The organism is Candidatus Nitrosocosmicus oleophilus, assembly GCF_000802205.1.
Taxonomy (GTDB): domain Archaea; phylum Thermoproteota; class Nitrososphaeria; order Nitrososphaerales; family Nitrososphaeraceae; genus Nitrosocosmicus; species Nitrosocosmicus oleophilus.
On sequence record NZ_CP012850.1, the window covers coordinates 1,969,849 to 1,990,722 of the forward strand.

The following is a 20,874-nucleotide window of genomic DNA, read 5'->3' on the forward strand; positions in this document are numbered from 1 at the left end:
TAAAGTAGTTCTGTAGATCTGGAGTGAATTTCTATACTAGTTTAATCATAGCATAAATTTTATCTGTCAAAGAGGAAGGAATAAGATTAATCAGTCTATAAAGCTGAACTAATATCTTAATAGTATATATTAAATCTAGATGAATGATCCAGTGTAAAAATTAATGGTAGGTGGAGGTTCGAAAAGAGCAGTATACGCTGCTTTATTTGGAAACTTGGGAATTGCAATATCCAAGCTTATTGCTGCACTCCTAACTGGTAGTACTTCCATGTGGGCAGAGACCTATCATTCATTCTCAGACACTTTTAATCAAGTATTGTTATTGATAGGAATTAGAACTAGTAAAAAGCAAGTTTCTGAAAAACATCCTTTTGGACATGGAAAAGAACAGTTTTTTTGGTCTTTTGTTGTAGCCACGCTTATCTTTGGTATATCTGGAGTAATGTCATTAGAGCAAGGATTTAGTTCATTATTTGGCGGAGTACCTCACCAGTTAGAAAATTTATCGATTACTTATGTAATTTTGGCAATATCATTTGTTTTTGAAGCAAATGCTCTCCGAATAGCATTTGGAATATTCAAGAAAGGAATAGAAGAGAGAGGTGAAAAATTGAATTTTTCCACAGTTATCATAGAATTCAAAGAAAGTAAGGATACATCTGTCTTGACGGTTATGGTGGAAGATTCGGCAGCCATCTTAGGTATAATTATTGCTGGTACAGCCGTATATCTTTCAGATATCACCGGAAATACCGCATACGATGCAATAGGCTCTCTCTTAATTGGAGTAGTGTTAATGATTTTTGCATTCTTTTTGGCTAGAGAAAACAAGGATTTGCTTATAGGAGAAGCAATGTCTAGAAGAGATTATACGGCTATCTACAAGGTAGTTTCGAAAATTCCTCAAGTAAACAAAATAATTTCAGTTCGAACTATGCATTTTGCGCCTGAGGATGTACTCATAGCACTAGAGGTAAGTTTGGTCGATGATTTGAATACGGATGCGATTGAATTAGTAATTGATGATATCGAAAATAAAGTTAAACAAGTAATTCCTTATGCCATATCTTCAAAGATATATGTGGAAGTCGAAAGAGCCAAGTAATGTACGCAAAGATGGAGATATAGTGGATAATTTTGATCAAAGTATAAGGAAAAGAACAAAAAGATTCGACATTCTTATTTTCGCTATTAGTTTACGGACCCTTATTATTATGCTCTATTTACTTTGATTTAGTAACAAATATTAAATGATTTGGAAACTCGGCTGGTGAAATTATGAATTGTAAATCATAACCTTCATAAAAGATTGGAATTAGTGAAGCAAATCAGATGGAGATATCAAAATAGATTAAAAATTATGGCCAATCTTAAAATTATCTTAGAATGGTTAAATCTGAAGTATCGTTGGCTAGTCGGAATCGTGTGACGGCTGTTCCTGAAATTTCAATACCTTGTCGATGACTTGTTTAATTAATATATTAAATTCGCAATTAATCTTTCAATCTAAAAAACCGAGACAGATACTTTCTAAAATACTATATTATTTAAGTATAGTTAAACGCATAAAATTTAATACCGGTTGATTTCTAAAATTGACACATGTTATTCAAATTTTGAGCATACGTACATAGGTTTTTACTTCCATGGAATATTCAACACATCCAAAAATAACAGAGAATCGATCCAACTAAAGATTAGAAATAAAGTGATTAATTGAATATGATATAAGTAATAGTTGAACTAGCAAAAAATCTGACCTAAATTATGTCGAATTGTATTTTGTTCTCCGAGTGTTAGGTTTTACATATAGGAAATAACGAAAAATCGTTTTCTATCATCGTAAAAATATTTATGTTTAGCATAAACAATTCATTATAGAATTGAAGCCACAATTATCAGAAAGAAAAAAAATAAAAAGTAACTGTTTGGATCACTTTAACGAACCTTGATCGTTAGTACTCTGATAGATTAACACAGAAATAATTGCTTTCTAAATAATTCATTGCGTTATTTACAACACGATAGTTCTTCTTGAGCTGGCCGTATCGTCATATTTGAAGAATTGCATAGTTTAATACTTCTTAGCCCCCAGGACTGAAAATGCAATAAGTATCATAAAATCTATTTAATCAGTCCAAATTCAAATCGCGCTATAAGTTGCAGGATCAATCAATTGTGTGAGACATACAATTGAAGTGCCAACTTGAATCATCGAGCAAAATGCTATGTATTTTATACTATCTTTTACACAGTTAAAGTAGTAAATGGACGGAAGAGATGATTTTCTTAAGGCAACAAATGATTTAGTTGACCAAGAATCATTTTCGTCCCAACCGTCAGATAGGCGAAATGACGAAGTAGGAATAGAAGAACAACAAGAAAAGAAAACGATAGCAACTAGAATTGTTTATGGCGAAGAGATAGTACTAATAGCTGAAAAATTTGTTAGGACCTGTAAAAGGGATCTCAATATATGTATTAATAAAAACATGCCCTCTGTAATTGTCAATTTCCCTGCAATTACAAGATTTTATGAAGTATTGCACCGAAACTCCGTAAAGATAAGAATAGTTACAGAAATAACTTCAGACAACTTGGGATATTGGAATCAGAACAACTACAAATATGGAATTGAAATAAAACATTTATCAGACATCAACGGTAACTTTGCAATCTCTGATGATAGCGAGTATCTTGCATCGACAGTAATACATGAAAGTAAACCGCTATCAGAAATGATACACAGCAACGTAAAAGAGATTGTAGAGCAAAATAAATTGGTATTTGAAACCTTTTGGAAAAACGCAATACCCGTAGAACAGAAGATAAAAGAAATCGAAAGGAGAAGATTACCAATTCAAACCTACCTCATAGAGGATAGTGCTGAAGCTCTTGCTTATGCACAAAATTTTATTGAGAACGCTGATACAGGTTTTTCAAATTCAACGTCTATAGGGTATTTCAAATTACTTGCACAAAACCAAACTCTTCTTCAAGCATATTTGAATCACCTTTCAAAGAATAAAGAAGGAAAAGTAAAAGGCGGTATACGTTGGGTTACTTATATAGACAACAAAAAGGACGATTTAAAATTAATAAAAAAATTTCTTGATATGAATATTGAAATAAAACATGTCAGAAGCCTGCCACCGTTGTACTTCTCAGTGTCGCGTAAACAATGTGTTACCACTATAGAAGATTTAAAAAATGGAGAGATGTTTCAGAGAATTGTTCATAGCTCGGAGCCACTTTACATAACGCATTATCAGAAAGTATTTGATGAACTGTGGGAAACAGGTATAGATGCTAGAGAAAGAATAAGACAGGTAGAAACTGGTGCTACCGTACAGGCTACAAGAATCATTGAAAATCCGTTAATAACAAAACAATACTTTATAGATTTGGTACGATATGCGAAAGAAGAAATTCTGATACTCTTCCCTTCATTAAACGCAGTAAAAAGAGAAGTTACAATGGGTATTATTGATTTACTGAAAAAAAGGATCACTGAAAATATTCGAATTAGAATTCTATCTCCTGTAAACGAAAATATCAGAGAATTATTATTTTCAAAGAATATAAAAGGCAAATATGAATTTAAGGAAAACATTCTTAGTAGAGAGATTAGAAAGCAGGAGAATTTGATATCTACAATTGTAATCGTAGATCGAAAATATGTCTTAGCCACAGAACTAAAGGATGATTCTCAAGAATTATTTGAAGAGGCTATAGGAGTCTCAACATATTCAACAAGTAAGCCTACTGTCTTATCCTACATATCAATATTTGAAAGCCTCTGGGATCAAACGGAAATGTTTGATAATCTGAAATTAGCCAATGAAAAACTTATACAGAGTGAACAATTAGAAAGAGAATTCATTAACACAGCAGCTCATGAGCTAAGAACCCCCACCCAAGCCGTGATGGGATATGCGGAATTATACAAGGAAGTATTTGACAACCTGTTAGAAAATACAAAAGTGACATCCGATGATGAATTAAGAAGGATTATTAATCATCTCAAAGAACACTTTGATGCTATATCTCGAAATTCCAATAGATTAGACGAATTAATAAATAATCTATTGGATGTAGCAAGAATTGAGTCAAATAGAATAAACAGTTTACAGATACGTAAAGAAAATTTAGACATAGTTAAGGTAATAAATGATATAATTAACACAGAACTTGAACAAAAAATCAAAAATAAGAATATTGAAATTAACTTTATAAAAGAATACATCAATGAGCATTGTTGGACATATGCCGATAAATCAAGACTAAATCAGATAACTAATAACATAGTGGGTAATGCAATAAATTTTACAGGTCAAAATGGTAAGATTGACATCATAATCACAGAAAATGTATGTCATATGAATAAATTAGATGTAGAAAATAAGAATACTATTGTAGATAATATGAGAGGTAACAATGAATTGAACATAGAAGGGAATAAATTAAGGGAACAAATCCTTGTTGGTATATCTGATAATGGTAAAGGAATTTCCCCACATATCATGCCTAAATTATTTGAAAAATTTATTACAAGTTCTGACACAGGAACAGGTCTTGGACTATACATTACTCGGAATTTAATTGAAGCCATGGGTGGTCGAATATGGGCATTTAACAATAATGACGGAATAGGTTCTACGTTTGTATTTAGTTTACCTAAGGCAGATACAAAATAATAATTAGAAATAAAAAGACTTACTAAGATATTCGATTATTCCTATTTATATTGTTTTTATCTTAAAACTTTTTTCTTGGCAAATGATGTAATATCCAAGTACTTAAGCCCCCATACTGTCTCTACGATAAAATGAAATCCTAATTTGTTATTCTTTCTTGAGATATTTTCTTAGAGGCATTCTGTTTTTCTAATATGTTTTCGTAAATCAAATAATGTTGTCTTGCAATAGTATTCCAATCGAGATTCCGTTTAAATTCCTTGACATTAGTTTCAAATTTTTTATAGTTTTTTTCGAGTTTAACAAATGCTTTCTGAAAAGAATAAGGTGTTCTACTGGATACTATGCCTAGACCAAATTGTGTAAACTCCTTGAAAAAATCTAAGTTTGAAGAGATAAAGGGCTTCCCGTGACCTAAACCATCAAACATTATACCAGATCCAGAAGATACCTTATAGGGTAGGAATGTGGCATCACTCGAAATGAATAGTAGTGACAATTCTTCCTCTGTAAGATATTGTTTGCCTAAGTTAATAATTTGATCATTAATTTTGCTATTCTTTAGATCTAAGTCAGCACCTTCTGTATTGTAAAAGTTTTTTGAGTAATTAACAACTAATTTCCAGTTCAGTGGCATCCTCATATTCTTTATTATGTCCCATCCCTTTGTAGATGTAAAGAAGCCTTGCGCCAAAGCCAATCTACCCGTTTGAGGTAATCCTAATTTTTTCCTTGCCTCTTTCTGTGTTGTGTCAATAGTTGTTGGCCAAGGAGTAGAACCATGATATACAATGTTAGTTCCGGGGATCAAAGATTTCATATGATTAGAAAAAACTATTCCGTACGCACTTTTCGACATTATTTGTTTGTTAATTCGATGCAATGATGAGTAATTGATTAGTTGCTTCCAATATTTGTATAATAAATTCAGCCTCATCCAATCCTTGCTGTTACCATTCTTTGTATCTATTAGCTGCATCCATTGTTTGAAACACATGGATGTATGAAACGTAGTAACAATTGGAACAGTACATTTATCATAAAATTTATCTAGTCCAGTATTTGTTAGGAAAGGCAATAATGGGTTTAAATTAAACCCATATAGTCCATGTTCATGTTGAATATGTACTATATCCGGCTTGTACTCTTGTGTTATACTTTGTAATATTTCTGAATTTTGTTTATTAAATGGTGATATGCCATGGTAATCTCCTGTTCCGTGAAGATCCGATACAACTCTAACTTCTAAGTTAATTAACCGTAAAGACTTAACTAAGTTATATGTGAAGCGACCAACACCGCCATGCATTGGAGGGTATTCAGTGCTTACCATCATAATTTTCAAATTTGGATGCAAAATTTAACGCGATAGATATTGTATATAATAGTTAAAATATATCTAGGATTGTCATTTTCCAACGATTTTACAGTATTACAATCATTGTATTGCAAGCATCAAATCATAGATATCGTTATAAACCTGGCTCTATGAATATCATTTTTGTGAAAACTATTAAATAGTCATAAACAACGTTACTTATTTTTCTGAATATAGTATTTGATTGTTTATCAAAAAATATTATTGAGAAAGAAATACATAACCATGGCCGATTAGTTTACAGACTGCGCCTATGTAAAAAGACGAGATGCTTTTATTTTTAACATACAGTTTTACCTTATAGACTTATCCATATTTCTTAATAATCTATAATAGATTATTAAATAGTAAAAGTTATGCAAAACTATGATGATGATATGACCAAAGAAATAGAGAGAGATGCAAAAACAACTGCTGACGAAGCAAAAGAAACACTTGACGAAGCAGGAGATAAAATTAAAGCGGAAGCAATAGCTGTCGGAAACAATTTAAAAGATCCCGATAGAGATTTAGACACGGAATATGACAAGGAAAAGATAAAGAAAGATTTTACATAATTGCATACTTTTTCCTCCGTAGTTAAATCGCTTTTTTTACTAATTACTAAGCCATTCGTCTATATCATATACAAAAATATTTCGATTCAACAATGAAAATGTGCGTTTCCTCTGGTTAGATGATCAACATCGCTGCGTTTCAACAATTAAAGCAGTCACAATACCAACCTAACCATAGAGCCCACTAAAGAATATTTGAGTTTTAAGAATGGAATTCGAAATACTCCGTTAATTAAATCAGAATTCTATTGGTCAGGTTGCCATCAAAAGGCCCCAATTGGTGGTCATAACCTCTATATCCCAATTCATCACAAAATTATTTCTATCGAACGGAATTGGCAGCCAGCCTTTTTGTCTAAACATAATCAGGTTCTTTAATATGTGATCTATTTATAGTTTGCACAATAAATTTGTACAATGTCAAAAACAAACATGTCGCTATTTGGAATAGTTCTAGCAACTATATTTTCAATGACTCTAGCATTACAACCGGTCAATGCCGAACCCCTGACTATGGATATTAATAAAGCTAAAGATCCGGGTCCTGGATTTGGTACTGATAAATTAGGTACACTTACCGTTGATGCTAAAAACAATACCTTAGATGTTTCTGCAAATCTAACTGTTACTCCGAAACAAGACAAGGTTTTTGAAGGTTGGTTAGTTGATGGCGATGGTTCCAATTATAAATTGAGTTTGGGTGTAGTAGATGGAAACAATTTAAAGTTTTCTGAGAATATGGTCAACCCTTACACATATACACAATTTATCATAACTGAGGAGCCAATCAGTGATGCCGATCCAAATGCTGCCGGAACATTCGGGGGAGCTGAATTACAGCCTCCTTTCGGACAATAATCTCTTTTTTTTCTTTTAGAAACTATTAATTAACCTGTCCACAGCAAGGCACTTTAACGATTGTATGTCGTATCTTGCTGAATGTTGACGATGAAACAACTACTCGTATATCCTTGTATTAATAAATCGAACAAACCACAGAATATTGCGTAAACTATTGTAGATGACATAACTTAGTATTTGAAAATTTGACTAGAATTTTTTGAGAAATAAAGATATAAGCGATCCTTTGATGAGTGTTGTTCTATTCATGGTAATTTTATTGATACCTTATCTACGCTAGTAAGATCATCAATGATCAATGAATCGATATCATATATTGAGTTAATGAATTATTGTTTATTTTATATATCAAGAGAAATATTGGAGTCGAATACCCCGGTTTTTTAAGTTATGGTCATCTCGCTAGATTAATAATAAGAACTTATAACAGCTCCATAATTTTCTGTATAACTAGCCGCTCAGAGTCCCGTTATTTGTTGCTATTTTATCTGCACCGGGGATTTCAGACCATATTGCAGGATCTACTAGATTAATAATGTTTAGTATACCTATGAACATCATAAATAAGATTATGGATATGAAACCCATTTTAGAGAATAATATTCCATTCTTGTCATCATTATTAAGATAATTAAAGCAAGCTAATGAAAATATTATTACGATTACTACTGCAATGGTTACAAACAATGAACGATTGGGAAATTCGACTGGAGAGAACGATGAAATTGTAAGTAGTATCAAGAATCCACCAATGATAGTGGCATTGATCATTAGCGAATCTTTTGGATTAATATTCAAGTAGACATGACCTTTGGAGAGTCTCATACAACATTCCATCTAAATACCGAGAAATTTGTATATCAGTTTTGTATAATGATAAAATGATAGGCAAATATTTATCGGAAGTTAATGATTAAAAGCTGCATCGATGTTTACTCAATATCATTTCTTCATAAAAGCAACAGTAGAAAGGAGTTACGCAGATACGGCTGTTTTTGCCATACCAACACACTGAGAGAGATGCCTTTGTTCTTCTTTTAGGATGGATTTTACCGAACTTTGTGCCTTTTTATTGTCGAAGTTTGAGCAAATGGCTTGGAGGACCTCATAATGTGCTACCTCCCCTCCTTCTGCCAAACATAAGAATTCTAATGCTTCTGAGGTATCAGGTTTCTCTCCTAGGTATACTTTCATAATTTTGGCTGCTTTCTCCTCCGTTTCTTTGGCAGATTCTTCTACTTTGGCTATATCCAGTCTTACTTCTTTGTCTTCAGAAAAAATACGAGCAACTTCTTGAATTTTTTCCTCATGAGTGCTTGCTTCTCCTTGAATTTCCTTTGCTTCATTTTTGGTCACAGATTTTAATAATTTCATTTCTATCAATTCGTCCACTGCTTTTTGAGCTGCTCTCTCTAAGCCTAATACTTCACCCAATTCTTTTGCAAGTTTTCTATATTTTCTTTTTTATTTGGCACTTGTAACATATATGCATAATAACATAAATAACTCGGTAAAAGGTCAAGCATTCAATCTATTTAGTTAATGAATTATTGTTTACATTTTGTACGTTTCCTGGTTTCAAAATTTGGAACGAAATTAAGTATCACAAATTATCTCGGTAAACTCATACAAGCAGTTTTGAATCATAATTGATTTGTATCTTAATCTTACGGGAGCTAAATAATAGAAAAATAAATGTTATAGTTAGGTTTCTTTTTCTATTTTTGTTAATAGTATCAAAAAAGGTAACTAGGTTGAGCCATTAACTACACGTTTAGTCCCTTATACTAGATTTCTAGCAGCATTTGGAAGGCTTGGTTGGTTTCATTCAGTGCCTTTCCTAATCATTCAGTTACATAGTTCGTGGCTTCGCCTGTTTCATTTATTGCACTTTGTATGAATTCTCCTTTTTATTATTCATCTTAAGTGACATTTTATACAAAGGGTTTGACGCCGACAGTTCCATCTAAAAAAGTTAGAACTTTAACTAGATGAACTATATAATATGATTCATTCATTAAAACATTAACAGACCATCTAAGATTTTTACACTTTTAAAGCAAAATTGAGATAGGATTTAATTCATCGATCATATACGAAATAAATCTTTCCAATCTTATATAATATTTGATTGTTCTGTTGACAATAATGTTCCATAGATCAGACTTAAATCTTTGTAAATTTCGGACCTATATTTGGATAATGAATGCACATATTACTAAACTTAACGACTACTCAGATCTGGAATATCAAGTGAGTGGTATGATCTATATAGTTCCTAACTATAGTTTGAATATTATTTTTGTTGCATCCTGTTCTTTGTTATCAAAAATCTCATAAGCTTTCGGGGCTTCATCAAGCTTCATCGTATGACTTATTATCTTTGTAGTATCTATTATGCCAGTTTCAATTAAATGTAGTAATTGTTCATTGTATTTCTTGACGGGACATTGGCCCATTTTTATGGAGAGTTCTTTGTTCCACATCTGTCCAATAGGAAATTTGTCATAGGCTCAGGAGTAAGCTCATGGAACTGATACCGTGGAGAATTTTCTCGCACTTTGATACATCCACTCAAACACTTGTATCGGATTAACAGGTTCATAAACAGGGTTTGAAACTGTTGAGTGATCATGGATGCCGCTGGAAGAACCTTTATTAATCGATCCGGGTGTATGTCCAACAGCTTCAAACCCGACCGCATCAATGCACAGCACTCCCTTTCCTTTAGATTCTGTATGCAGTATTTCAACTGGATTGTCCTTATCAAAATTTATTATCTCAGCTCCTAGATCCTTTGTTTTTGAGAGGCGCTCATCAAGATGATCAATTGAAAATACTCGGGCAGCACCCCTTAGAAATGAACTCATAACCGCAGAATAACCTACAGGTCCGGCCCCAAAAACAGCTACATCATCACCCGGTTGTACATTTGCCATGTCGGCTCCAAAATACCCAGTTGGAAGTATATCGCTAAGAAATAATACTTGTTCATCTTTGGATATGCTATCAGGGACTTTGAGCGATGCAATAGTGTTTGCGAATGGAACCCTAACGTACTCAGCTTGGCCTCCATCATAGCCACCTAACAACTGAGTATAACCAAAGGCAGCTCCCACTTCTTCTTTAGGGTTTGATCTGTCACATTGGGACCAAAAACCCCGAGTACAAAACCATCACTGACCACAACTAATATTAAACGGGATTACAACTCTGTCTCCTTCTTTAATCTCATACACGGCCGGACCGACTTCCTAACTACTCCCATAAATTCGTGACCCAAAGTTTGTCCTGGTTCCATTCCTGGAGTCACTCCATGATAAAGATGTAAATCAGAGCCACAAATCGCGGAAGATGTTACCCTCAATATTATGTCTTCCCTATCTGTTATTCGAGGTTTGGGTTTGTCATCGATTCGGATATCCTTAGTGCCATGATATACTAGTGATTTCACATTTCAAAAAGATTAACATAATATAAATTCGTAATTGATCTGGATATAATTTATTTGTGTTAAGCATATAAAAAGATAATATCACCGGTTTAATGACAGTCTATGGTAGTTTCAGAACATCTGTTGGAATAGAATCGGGCTTTGTGATTGCGACGTTAATCATTCAATATTAGTCGGCTGACAAGTCAGTTAAATCTATCTGTAATTTTTTTTATTGCATAGATTGATACAAAATTAAGCCAATACGAAATATTTCAATAATCCTTCTGGCATCAGTTGATCCCACTTCATCACCCAGCGATGAATCAATAACATGGAATAACTTTGAAACTTAATTTCTAATCTTAGTGGGACAAACCTTCTTAGAACTAGTGGAATAAAAGAATTCATAAGCCTCGATCTGCATTTTCATTTCACTGTTTAAAAAGTCGTCATTTCTTATCAATCAAAATGTTAGTTCTGAAACGTCCCATTATGGATTTAGTGGATTTAACCTTTTCAAAATAATAATCGGACCATAATATCACGATTTGTTAAAAAACGGTGAAATTTACGCTTAATCTTTTATATAATAAATATTATGAAAGGGATAATAATGCTGTAAAAATAGTTAATTTCCGTTCCATGGCTTTGTTGCACGCAAAAAATTGTAACTTACAACCATAAGTAAAATGCGGCTCATTATCGCAATTTTGAGAAACTCGAATTTGGCTGAGATGTTATGGATTGAATCTGACATTAAATAAATACAATTTGATTCAAACATACTTGAATTTTAGAACTGACTTTTGAAATTTCAGAGATATATTATTTCTAATTATCTAGAATAAAATGCTAGTCATTTCTCAACAAGTTTCTAACGAATCTAACAAATATTTTTTGGATTATTTTTCAAATGTCATTCGCTGGAATTTATGTGACTTTTTTTATTTTCGTGCTATTTGGTTACTTTGGAGGACGGTATCATAATAATATCAAATAGCATTTTCAATTTTGATATCAAATTTATTGTGTAATGTGGTGAGTCAATAATTGGTTTGTACTTTGCTACTTAACGGGACCACGTTCATCTGGATAAATGTTTTAGATTTAGAGATTAAGCTTAGATTCGGATTAGTTCCCTTTGTTTTTCACAGGCTACCTTTTTGCTACGAATCTGAGAATGTACATCTGCATAGCTCTAACAACACCATAACTACTCTTAGGCAGATTTATGGATTCGAAGAGAAGTAATATCAATAAATTTACTATATACATATCCTACGGAGAGTTTCTTTATAGGGACTATACAATTTTTAAGAGCAGCATATTTTCTGTTTAAAGATGCTCAAAAAAAGATAGTGGTCAGACCTTTTCGTTGGACCAATCTAAAAGATACTTGATTCAATACGAAATATTCAAGTGATATTCGCCTCTTTCCTTCATATCATAATAAAATAGAAATGTGAATATCAAGAAACAGTCCTTTTCTGTCAGATATGAGATCCAAGGTGCATTAATAGCTGCGTCAGGAATGCCAATGTGACTGCATAAGTTGTCAATCCCTCTTGGAAAACAACTAATAAACCTGGACCTAATTTGTACTAGATATTAATAACCTTTTTTGTATAATGTGAAGATATGAGTTTAGTTGGAGGAATAATTGTTTTGATAATAGGAATCATATTGTATGCAATAGCCGGAATGTTACCGCCCGTTGCTACAAGAATTGCCAGGATTCTGGGAATTGTTTTGGCAATCATAGGTGTAATCCTAATTGTACTTGCAGCTGTAGGAGTTGCATTTGGCATGACCATACCTATGTAACCTTTTTTAAATCAATTACATTCAATGATTTATTGGTTCAAATTTTCATTTTCTCGTGTAATCATGTAATCACCTACACCATGGTCATAGAAGTAGCTCCTGGAATAGAGGGCTTGATCCTATTAGTGTAACGATACTCGATTATAGAACATAGAAACATCTAGTCTAAGAATTTATTGTTTCTTTGAGCCGAAAACATGAATATATCTCATGATGATATTTATGATGACATATGATAATACTGAAGCGACTATAGAAGAAATTGTTGTCGCTTCTACTGCTGTATATTCCCATTTTAGAAGCTGAATCATGAGAATGAATCTTGTAATATTATTTACAATATCAAAAACAGAACTAGCAAACAGCATTTTGATCAGAATTTGTTTAAATTTTTGGAAATTTAGTTTTCCAGTCAATCTCCTTGTATATTTTTGTTTGTTGTCTATGTGAAAGAGAATCGCAAAAACTGTTTTGTAAGTGAGATATCCAGCTATGACTGTCAATGCTGAATTTAATACAAAATCGACGGAATATTCAGCAGAAATGTGTGCAACGACTATACTAACCAGGAACCCGATTATCCCTGAAACTAATAAATTCTTGTTTAAGGAAAAGGTATTGTAATATTTCAGATAAGTATCTTTGAGGAACCTATTAATTTTATCAACTCTCCATTTCACTTATTATCAAACGTATGTAAAATAATATATAAGGACATAGAATAATTATTTCATCAGTATAGATTGATTGCACCTTTTTTTAACATCATTAAATAGTAAACCCGCAATTTTTTTGGTATGAAGAAAATAGTATTCTGTACTCGGTATTGAACCTTAATCTGGTTAGATACTGTTATCAAAATGCCCGTTCTTGATAGCGCACTGAAATTAATATTTTCTTTCCATTACCTTAGGAATTGTAGAATATTGGCCGTTCTTTTACTTAATAAATGCCACTCTTTTGCCTCGGGTAATAAACCAGAACACACCATTATCAGAAAATTCATAAATATACTCAAATTTAAAAGGACTCATCAGTGATACGGGCGATATTGTTGGGCTTGTGGTGACACGAGATATTATTTTCTACTCCGTATAATTCTATTGCATGTTGTATAAGAACACATCTTGGTTGATTCTGAGATAAACCTAAATCTTTGCTTTGTTGCATAATTCCTTATTCTCCGGTTATCATCATGATCATCATGTTATATTCTTCTAAAAATGTTATACAATGATACTTTTATCATGATCTCCTTTACCATGTTTTGAAACCTGTTTGCTGATGTGTATTCACCAAACATTCTCTTTATAGCTGAGAACACAGTTTCAGATATCCATCTCTGTCCGTATTTTCTTTTTGTCTTCCATTTCAACAGATCCTTTGCTTGTAACTTTACTTCGTTGTTCCTTAACCTATTGTTTTTAGGAGAAACAATAGAGTTCCTTCTTACCTTTATACCTGGATTGATCTTTTTGTCCTCAAGATACACAAAGTTTGGATTTGAATCATAGGCTCCATCAGCTAGTACCGATTTTATCTTTACAGTGTTTGGTTCTCTCGAATCCAAAACATGATTGACTAGTTTCTTTAGCATTTTCCCATCATGTACCTTCTCATCTGTCACTTCCAAAGCAATGATTTTCCTGGTCTTTATGTCTACAGCAACGTGGATCTTGAGATATCCTTTTCTATTTTGTGTATTCCATTTCTCATCCATCCACTGACCTCTGTTAGTAATCTTGATACCTGTACTGTCTATTGATATTATTAGGTCATCATCGTCATCCATCTTGTCTCTTTTAATATCGATGTTTAGCTTGTTGATTCGTTTACAGATGTGACCATAACTTGGTGGATTAGCAGGTAACCTTTTTCCTGTGGCCTTAATTATACCTTGGGTTTGTCTGTATGGTAGGTGAAATAAATAGCGAATGTAACCAATGGCCAAGATGAAAGAATCTGGAAATACAAATGGTTTACCCTTTTTGTTTATATTCATATTCTCTATCTCTGAACCCCAACCATCAAGGAAATCATACGAGAAGAGGATCTCACCGCGTTGAACTAATGAGCGATTGTAAGAGGGCCAGTCTATCACAAATAATCAATCTGTTCATTCCAGCTAAATATGTTGAGTTAGGCGACAAAGCATAAATCTTAATAAAAAAATAGCAGAAAAATAAAAAAGGTATATCACTCCGGCCAAAAAAATTAGATAACCTAACTGCTTATTTATAATAAATTAGAAAATGTATTATGACCAAAAATTCAAAAGGGTTTAAAGTACAAAAACTAAAAAATTCTATAAAATTTTACTTACCTCGAAAGGAGGGATATCTTGAAGTTGTAAAAAAGTTATCAAACGAGTTTGAAGGGATGACTCTAATAGAATTTGATGGATATTTTGAAAATAAAATCGAACCCACTAAATATGTTCGGGTAGAAGTACATAAGAATAAGCTAACCGAGAAGGACTTGATAAAACAGGCAAACGATCTCAGAAAAATTTTAAAGCAAAAAAGTATCGCTATAGAGATAAACAATGAAATGATTTTGGTGGAGGCTGATAATGGGTGATCTTCTTAAACATCCAGTCCTTTTGAGTGGTTAGTCCGGTATTATTTACTCCCAATCCAATTAATATGTAAAGTCAGTTTTGTGCATATACTTACCTTAACTTGACTATTTACATTCTTTATCATTTATCATCATGTTCGCTATGATAAATTATTACGATAATGGTCAATAAATCTAAATAATTCTCGATATTTTACAAGTTAATTGATCTAAATAGTAGTTGAAAAAGGTTCTTATGTTGTAGTACGTATTTCTATCTGGGTATTTCTTGAGATCATCACAAAAAAAGGAGGATCATGAAAGAATAAAATAATTATGTTACTTTAGTTTAAATTTGCATCTTGGGATTGGCAACTCATGTTTGTGTCTATTGCTCTTTATCCACTCAATAACGATACTAACGTCTTTCTGATCCACGCCTATTATTTCAGGGAAAGAGGAATTTTTCAATGTCTTGTCAAAATTTATTTGACTTAGAATTTTATCAATGGTTTCATAAGATAATCCGATTTCGCCTTCGGCTGTCTGTCCCTTCCATAACCTTGCACTACTTTGTTTTTCAATAATATGCTGTGGAACCTCCATGTATCTGGCAATTTTTCTAACCTCTGTTTTATAGAGATCTGCAATTGGAAAAATATCAGCTCCTCCATCTCCGTATTTTGTAAAGTAACCAAGTTGCAATTCACTTTTGTCAGCAGTTCCCACCACTATGCCTCCACTAGCAGCAGCATAGTAGTACAGAATTGCCATCCTTAGCCTGACTAGGAAGTTGGCTCTTGCTAGCTTATTTCGGGGGAAGTTCTTTATTATATGATGTTTACCCTTACCGATATCAATCAACTCATAACCAATTTCCAATTTTTTTGAAATTTCTAAGCCATGTTTTACGTCAACCTTTGGAGTAACAGAATAGTCCGGGAGTAACAGACCTAAAACCTTTTCAGGTCCCAATGCTTGTGCTGAGAGATATGCTGTAACGGTCGAATCTATTCCGCCGCTAATCCCAATTACAACACATTTAGCGTTTCTTGAACTAGTCTCTTTGGTTAAGAATCTTGAGATTTTTTTTATTACTTTTCTTTCATCCAAGTTTCCTCATACCGCTTCTAAATGCAACATGTTGCATATGACTCAAAGGGTAAATATCTTTCATAATTTAAGTTAATAGCTCGAAAACCAAATCAAAAATTGCACAATGGTAATTGTGTTCATGTTCAAAGCACATATTCTCAATAATTGAATAATTTAAGTTTTCCTTGACTTTGCACAATCTACTACGCAGATTTTATCAATAAAATTTCATAATGGATGGACAATTGTTTTATCTTTGATACCTTATAACAGTCCAAGCCTTGTTTACGTGTTTGATTTTCTAAGATGTCACAAATTAAGAAACATTAAAAGGTCAGACAGAAGTTTAACAACCTCTTTTAAAACAAAAAATATGAGTTGCAGGGGCAATCATTTGATAACTGTCCCCATGTGAATAAAATATGGACTACCTATCAATAAATCAATAGATACTTATTATACTACGCACCAGTCGGGTTTCTAAGTATTATATGGTAATTATCATCTTCTAATAATAGTTCTAGAATCACGCTTCTTCACATGTAGTGGGATATGAAAACTTCTCTAAAAATTCTTGTTCGTAATTCACGTCATATTGTCTGAACATCACGACAGCACCAATCAATTAGAAATTTTGCCGCTGATTGAGTATCTTCATACACATTTTTAGTTGCAAAATCATTATCATTTAGGACACGAAAATCTGAGAGTTCTAGTGGGGTATTATTCAGTGTAACAATGTACTCAATATTGGCCTTTACAGCTGATTCAACGCCTAGAGGCGCATTTTCGACAACTAATGCTTCAGAAGGATTCAATTTGAGTTTAGATAACGCCATGATAAACGGCTGAGGATTCGGTTTGCCTTCTTCTAGATCCTCGCTAGATATGATTAGGTCAAATTTGGAAAGGTTGTTTTGTTCTAACAGCGACTCGACCTCTTTCCTAGATGCTCCACTTACTACTGCTGTTAAACAATTCTTACAATTGAGCGATTCAATTAATTCTTTTACCCCCGGAAAAGCTCCTGCTCTTTGAAGCTCTTCAAATAATCCTTTTTTCCGGTTACTAATATTTTCTACAAGTTTCTCATCAGGCGATTCGAGATTACTTCGTTTGAAAATTTCCCGTATTAGTAAGGGGCCAGGCATTCCCTCAAGTAAAAACACATTTCTTTTGTCTATATCAATTTTAACGATTTCTCTAAATGCCTTTTGAAAAGCTTCTGCATGAAATGGCATCGCATCTATGAGTACGCCATCCATGTCAAACAAAATTCCTTTCAACTTTGATTAACAAGTCACTTTTCAACAATATAAAGTGTGATAATAGATTCTCCTCTGATTCTGCCATTTCGGAACAGAAAAAGCACTACTCGTAAAAGAGGATCGTATAAAGTTTGTTGAATAAATATTTTCCCAATAACATACTAAGATTTGACATTTGTCTTAATATAAGTAGATATAATTCCAGTTAACATATGATGATAAAAAAATGAAAGAAATATGTTTCATCATTGCAATAAATAGACTGTTTACCAACATCAGTAACATAGTAAATAGTAAATAGATATATCATGATTAGTTCAAGGTGGACTTGAGTCATATATGAACCAAATATCCATTAAATCAAAGATTGAATTATAACCCTTGAAATAATCGCAATATCAAAATATTAACGCACCATAATTAATCCCTCTGCAATACATTTTCGATGATTTCTTTTAAGGCTGAAATCTTGACTGGTTTTTGCACTATGTCGTCTATCTTGGCGATCTTATAAGTCTCACTTATCATTAGATCCTCAACCATAAATGCTGTTATCAAAATGATCTTAATTTTTTCATTAATTTTTCTGATTTCAGCAGCAAGATCTAGTCCTGACATCTCTGGCATCCTTAGATCAGTAAGTATTAGTGAAAATTCCTTCGTACCTTGTTTAAAGAATTCAAGTGCCATAATTGGATCAGTGAAAGTGATAGGCTCATAACCCATTCTTTCTAGAAATGCTTTAAATAATGAAGCCAGTTCCTTTTCGTCTTCAACCACCATTACAGACGCAGGTTCCGACATATCGAATACTTTAGTGCATGCGTGAATATTTAACCGTTTTCAATACTAATTTTAACCAATACATTACATCAATTGACGCAAATTGCATTAAATGTACTATACACTGAAATGTTCTTTAATTCTAAAAGGATCAAATATTTGTCTTAATTATGGACCTTCTAATTTTTACTTGACTACAATTTTGACATACAGTAAATATGTTGAGAATATATCAAGTTCGGATAAAGTTACTCCAAATATAAAAGAATTTCACTAGTTGTAATCTTTTCTGTTAGCTTTTTACGTTCTATCTTAAATAATAAATTTACTCCCGCGTTGCTGGTATAAAACGAGTGATTAGTACCATTATAATTTATCAATCTATATTCAATGAGGTAAAAGAGATATTTTTTTATTAATTCTTCAGAGATAGGTAACAATCTTTGAATTTTCCAATAAATATGCTGGATCGGAGTACCTTTCACACACATTAGCAAAATAGGCTGAAATATAACGGCCTGCATAACTAAAATGTTTTGAGTTTTCTCTTCATCCTTAATAAGTTTCATTACAATATCCCGCCGATTTCACTCATATTATTCAGACCAATCTTTGTCCTCAGAATAATGGAACTATAATTAAAAGGAACTTTAACGGTGTTCAAACCTAAACATTTGTTTAAGGTCTTGCATCTCCGATCCGTTTCCCCTACAAACTCTAGATGCATTTTAGACAAATTGATTTCATCTAAACTGATCTTGACCATGTTTGAAAATTTTAGCGCAACATTCTATATAAGGAGTGATCCGTCTAGTTTCCTAGTGACTACTTTGCTATGCACATAGAAATTAGACCACACAAGCTGTCTTTGAAAATAATCGACCGACTTTTCACATTTTGTCAATTAAGTATACATGTCAATTCCATTAACAAGTAACAAAACAAAGTATCATAGCAAAACTAATCTGTAACGTAGTCTGAATTCGGACAAGTCTGGTTTGTTTTGTAACTTAGTCTATGAAGTAAAAATGATTTTGCTTGTATTATACATAACGTAGGGACGGGTCATCTAATCGAGGCGTCACCATTTTGTTAATATACAAATATACAAATCCGAATAGTTTAATGATTCGATGAACCTTTCACAGTATGTCGCACTCAATGTTATTTTAGCTTTCGGGGTTAATATCTCCAATAAGTTTTGAGGATTCAATTACACTTACAACTTGTAAATCATCGCTACCTGAAATAATTTTCGACAAAGTAGGTTTTGCCTCCTTCCCCAATATCATTGCCTCCTTTCCTCTTCGCATTAATACTAAAGTCATGTTATTTTCTGTCAATGTATGTGCAAAATTCTTGGCTAAATCTAACTGCTGTTGGAAAGAAGATTCTTTATCAGTCATGGAGTGAATGAATTCCTTAGCACCATCCAGTTTATCTAATATTTTATTTACCGAACTTTCGTTTTCCTTGCCATTTGGCAAACCTTTATCCTCGTGACTATCGCTGATACCTCCTTTAAGGAAATCAAACAAATCAGGTTCTATTATGTCGATATTGATCCTATTTGCATTGTTTCCTGAGGTTGCAACAATATCTATAGCTGATTTGTCCTGGATCTCAATATGTAATTTTCCACTCTTTATCGCTTTAACCGATTTTACTAACTTATCAATCAATGAATTACTAGACTTCTCCATTTTTTTGTGTTCAATGTTTGTCAATCCAACCAAATCTCAATTATTTATTGGGAAGCCTCCAAAGGCCAGGTTGTCATAGGGTTCAGATTCATTATTATCATCGGTTGACATCATTGTTACTATCATAACCTTGAATATTCTCTTCTATCGTGGTCTCATTACCTTTTGTCTCTTTAACGCTACCTTTGTTTTTCTTGTGAACTTCGGCGGAAATTCTAATTGAACCGTTCACAGTAAGGTTGCCACTGCAAATCTGACACCCTTCATGACCTTCAGCTTTAGGCATCTCTATTTTGAGGTTATCAAATGAATATGTAATAACTGCACCCTTTCCAGTTAACTTTTCAACTAATTGTTCTAAAATGGGCACACCCTCTTCGGATATTTTATGGGTTATCTTATTTAGATTATTATTTAATTGATTCATTCTGTATACGGTTATATTATAACATGAAACGTTATAAATCGTATATGTTTTGTTTTCTATTATCTAGGTTTATCTTCATGCATTTTCTTCCCCTATCAGGGAATAAGTCTATATCAACAAGTCGCATAGATGATAAGGTTGCTCCATGGAACTTTATACAGAATTAACATTTGGGCTTTGATATACGGTTCTAATTTAACAATTAATCCTCATCTTTCATACTCCGCGATACTTATCTGGAAAGTCCCAAGGGTTAACCAGAGAAACAGAGAACTTTAAATTGATA

Annotated in this window: 21 protein-coding genes; 6 read left to right on the forward strand and 15 right to left on the reverse strand. The window is 32.8% G+C overall.

The genetic code is table 11. From position 1 onward, the window contains the following. Positions 1–163 precede the first annotated feature (163 nt). Together NMY3_RS09505 and NMY3_RS09510 are read left to right on the forward strand one after the other, a co-directional pair. Positions 164–1,105 carry a cation diffusion facilitator family transporter gene (locus NMY3_RS09505; RefSeq protein WP_196815647.1) on the forward strand — a complete coding sequence of 314 codons (942 nt, stop codon included), beginning with the start codon at positions 164–166 and terminating at the stop codon, positions 1,103–1,105. Between the two features lie 1,162 nt (positions 1,106–2,267). After that, positions 2,268–4,697 carry a sensor histidine kinase gene (locus tag NMY3_RS09510; RefSeq protein WP_196815648.1) on the forward strand — a complete coding sequence of 810 codons (2,430 nt, stop codon included), beginning with the start codon at positions 2,268–2,270 and terminating at the stop codon, positions 4,695–4,697. Between the two features lie 139 nt (positions 4,698–4,836). Here the strand turns inward: NMY3_RS09510 and NMY3_RS09515 are convergent, their stop codons facing one another. Then, positions 4,837–6,033: a hypothetical protein gene (locus tag NMY3_RS09515; RefSeq protein ID WP_231099984.1), complete on the reverse strand. Its 1,197-nt coding sequence runs from the start codon at positions 6,031–6,033 to the stop codon at positions 4,837–4,839. Between the two features lie 398 nt (positions 6,034–6,431). Between NMY3_RS09515 and NMY3_RS09520 the strand changes: the two genes are divergently transcribed. Beyond that, the gene (locus NMY3_RS09520) at positions 6,432–6,632 is read left to right on the forward strand and encodes a hypothetical protein (RefSeq protein WP_196815650.1); all 201 of its coding nucleotides are present in this window, start codon (positions 6,432–6,434) and stop codon (positions 6,630–6,632) included. Between the two features lie 417 nt (positions 6,633–7,049). Beyond that, positions 7,050–7,490, forward strand: a complete 441-nt coding sequence (locus NMY3_RS09525; protein ID WP_196815651.1) for an anti-sigma factor — start codon at positions 7,050–7,052, stop codon at positions 7,488–7,490. 453 nt (positions 7,491–7,943) lie between these two features. Here the strand turns inward: NMY3_RS09525 and NMY3_RS09530 are convergent, their stop codons facing one another. The 5 genes from NMY3_RS09530 to NMY3_RS09550 form a co-directional block, all read right to left on the reverse strand. After that, positions 7,944–8,318, reverse strand: coding sequence for a hypothetical protein (locus NMY3_RS09530; protein ID WP_196815652.1), 375 nt, complete (start codon positions 8,316–8,318; stop codon positions 7,944–7,946). 150 nt (positions 8,319–8,468) lie between these two features. After that, positions 8,469–8,927 (reverse strand): hypothetical protein, encoded by a 459-nt coding sequence (locus NMY3_RS09535; protein ID WP_196815653.1) that lies wholly within the window; start codon positions 8,925–8,927, stop codon positions 8,469–8,471. An 848-nt stretch (positions 8,928–9,775) separates the two neighbouring features. Beyond that, positions 9,776–9,979, reverse strand: a complete 204-nt coding sequence (locus NMY3_RS09540) for a hypothetical protein (RefSeq protein WP_196815654.1) — start codon at positions 9,977–9,979, stop codon at positions 9,776–9,778. A 39-nt stretch (positions 9,980–10,018) separates the two neighbouring features. Continuing rightward, complete coding sequence (locus tag NMY3_RS09545; protein WP_196815655.1) at positions 10,019–10,612, reverse strand: hypothetical protein; 594 nt, start codon at positions 10,610–10,612, stop codon at positions 10,019–10,021. A gap of 86 nt (positions 10,613–10,698) precedes the next feature. After that, a complete protein-coding gene (locus NMY3_RS09550; RefSeq protein WP_196815656.1) occupies positions 10,699–10,947 on the reverse strand; it encodes an alcohol dehydrogenase catalytic domain-containing protein in 249 nt (82 codons plus the stop codon). Positions 10,948–12,567: 1,620 nt separating this feature from the next. Between NMY3_RS09550 and NMY3_RS09555 the strand changes: the two genes are divergently transcribed. After that, positions 12,568–12,753, forward strand: a complete 186-nt coding sequence (locus NMY3_RS09555) for a hypothetical protein (RefSeq protein WP_196815657.1) — start codon at positions 12,568–12,570, stop codon at positions 12,751–12,753. 173 nt (positions 12,754–12,926) lie between these two features. Here the strand turns inward: NMY3_RS09555 and NMY3_RS09560 are convergent, their stop codons facing one another. After that, positions 12,927–13,433: a hypothetical protein gene (locus NMY3_RS09560; RefSeq protein WP_196815658.1), complete on the reverse strand. Its 507-nt coding sequence runs from the start codon at positions 13,431–13,433 to the stop codon at positions 12,927–12,929. Positions 13,434–13,960: 527 nt separating this feature from the next. Continuing rightward, positions 13,961–14,854: an IS5-like element ISThar1 family transposase gene (locus tag NMY3_RS09565; RefSeq protein WP_196815659.1), complete on the reverse strand. Its 894-nt coding sequence runs from the start codon at positions 14,852–14,854 to the stop codon at positions 13,961–13,963. A gap of 158 nt (positions 14,855–15,012) precedes the next feature. On the opposite strand from NMY3_RS09565, the gene NMY3_RS09570 reads away from it, so the two are divergent. After that, the gene (locus tag NMY3_RS09570) at positions 15,013–15,333 is read left to right on the forward strand and encodes a hypothetical protein (RefSeq protein ID WP_196815660.1); all 321 of its coding nucleotides are present in this window, start codon (positions 15,013–15,015) and stop codon (positions 15,331–15,333) included. A 318-nt stretch (positions 15,334–15,651) separates the two neighbouring features. Here NMY3_RS09570 and NMY3_RS09575 read toward each other — a convergent pair whose 3' ends face one another. The 7 genes from NMY3_RS09575 to NMY3_RS09600 all read right to left on the reverse strand — a co-directional run bounded on the left by NMY3_RS09575 (position 15,652) and on the right by NMY3_RS09600 (position 20,588). Continuing rightward, entirely contained in the window at positions 15,652–16,425 is a 774-nt protein-coding gene (locus NMY3_RS09575; RefSeq protein WP_196815661.1) for an NAD+ synthase, read from the reverse strand. Positions 16,426–16,997: 572 nt separating this feature from the next. Then, positions 16,998–17,693: an HAD family phosphatase gene (locus NMY3_RS09580; protein ID WP_320410450.1), complete on the reverse strand. Its 696-nt coding sequence runs from the start codon at positions 17,691–17,693 to the stop codon at positions 16,998–17,000. 402 nt (positions 17,694–18,095) lie between these two features. Continuing rightward, on the reverse strand, positions 18,096–18,479 hold the full coding sequence (locus NMY3_RS09585) for a response regulator (RefSeq protein ID WP_196815663.1): 384 nt from the start codon (positions 18,477–18,479) through the stop codon (positions 18,096–18,098). A 227-nt stretch (positions 18,480–18,706) separates the two neighbouring features. Continuing rightward, entirely contained in the window at positions 18,707–19,027 is a 321-nt protein-coding gene (locus tag NMY3_RS09590) for a hypothetical protein (protein ID WP_196815664.1), read from the reverse strand. Beyond that, the gene (locus tag NMY3_RS16705; protein ID WP_231099985.1) at positions 19,027–19,224 is read right to left on the reverse strand and encodes a hypothetical protein; all 198 of its coding nucleotides are present in this window, start codon (positions 19,222–19,224) and stop codon (positions 19,027–19,029) included. Before NMY3_RS16705 ends, NMY3_RS09590 begins: the two co-directional genes overlap by 1 nt. Positions 19,225–19,627: 403 nt before the next feature. Then, complete coding sequence (locus NMY3_RS09595; RefSeq protein ID WP_196815665.1) at positions 19,628–20,185, reverse strand: hypothetical protein; 558 nt, start codon at positions 20,183–20,185, stop codon at positions 19,628–19,630. Between the two features lie 73 nt (positions 20,186–20,258). Further along, positions 20,259–20,588 (reverse strand): hypothetical protein, encoded by a 330-nt coding sequence (locus tag NMY3_RS09600; RefSeq protein WP_196815666.1) that lies wholly within the window; start codon positions 20,586–20,588, stop codon positions 20,259–20,261. Positions 20,589–20,874: the final 286 nt, after the last annotated feature.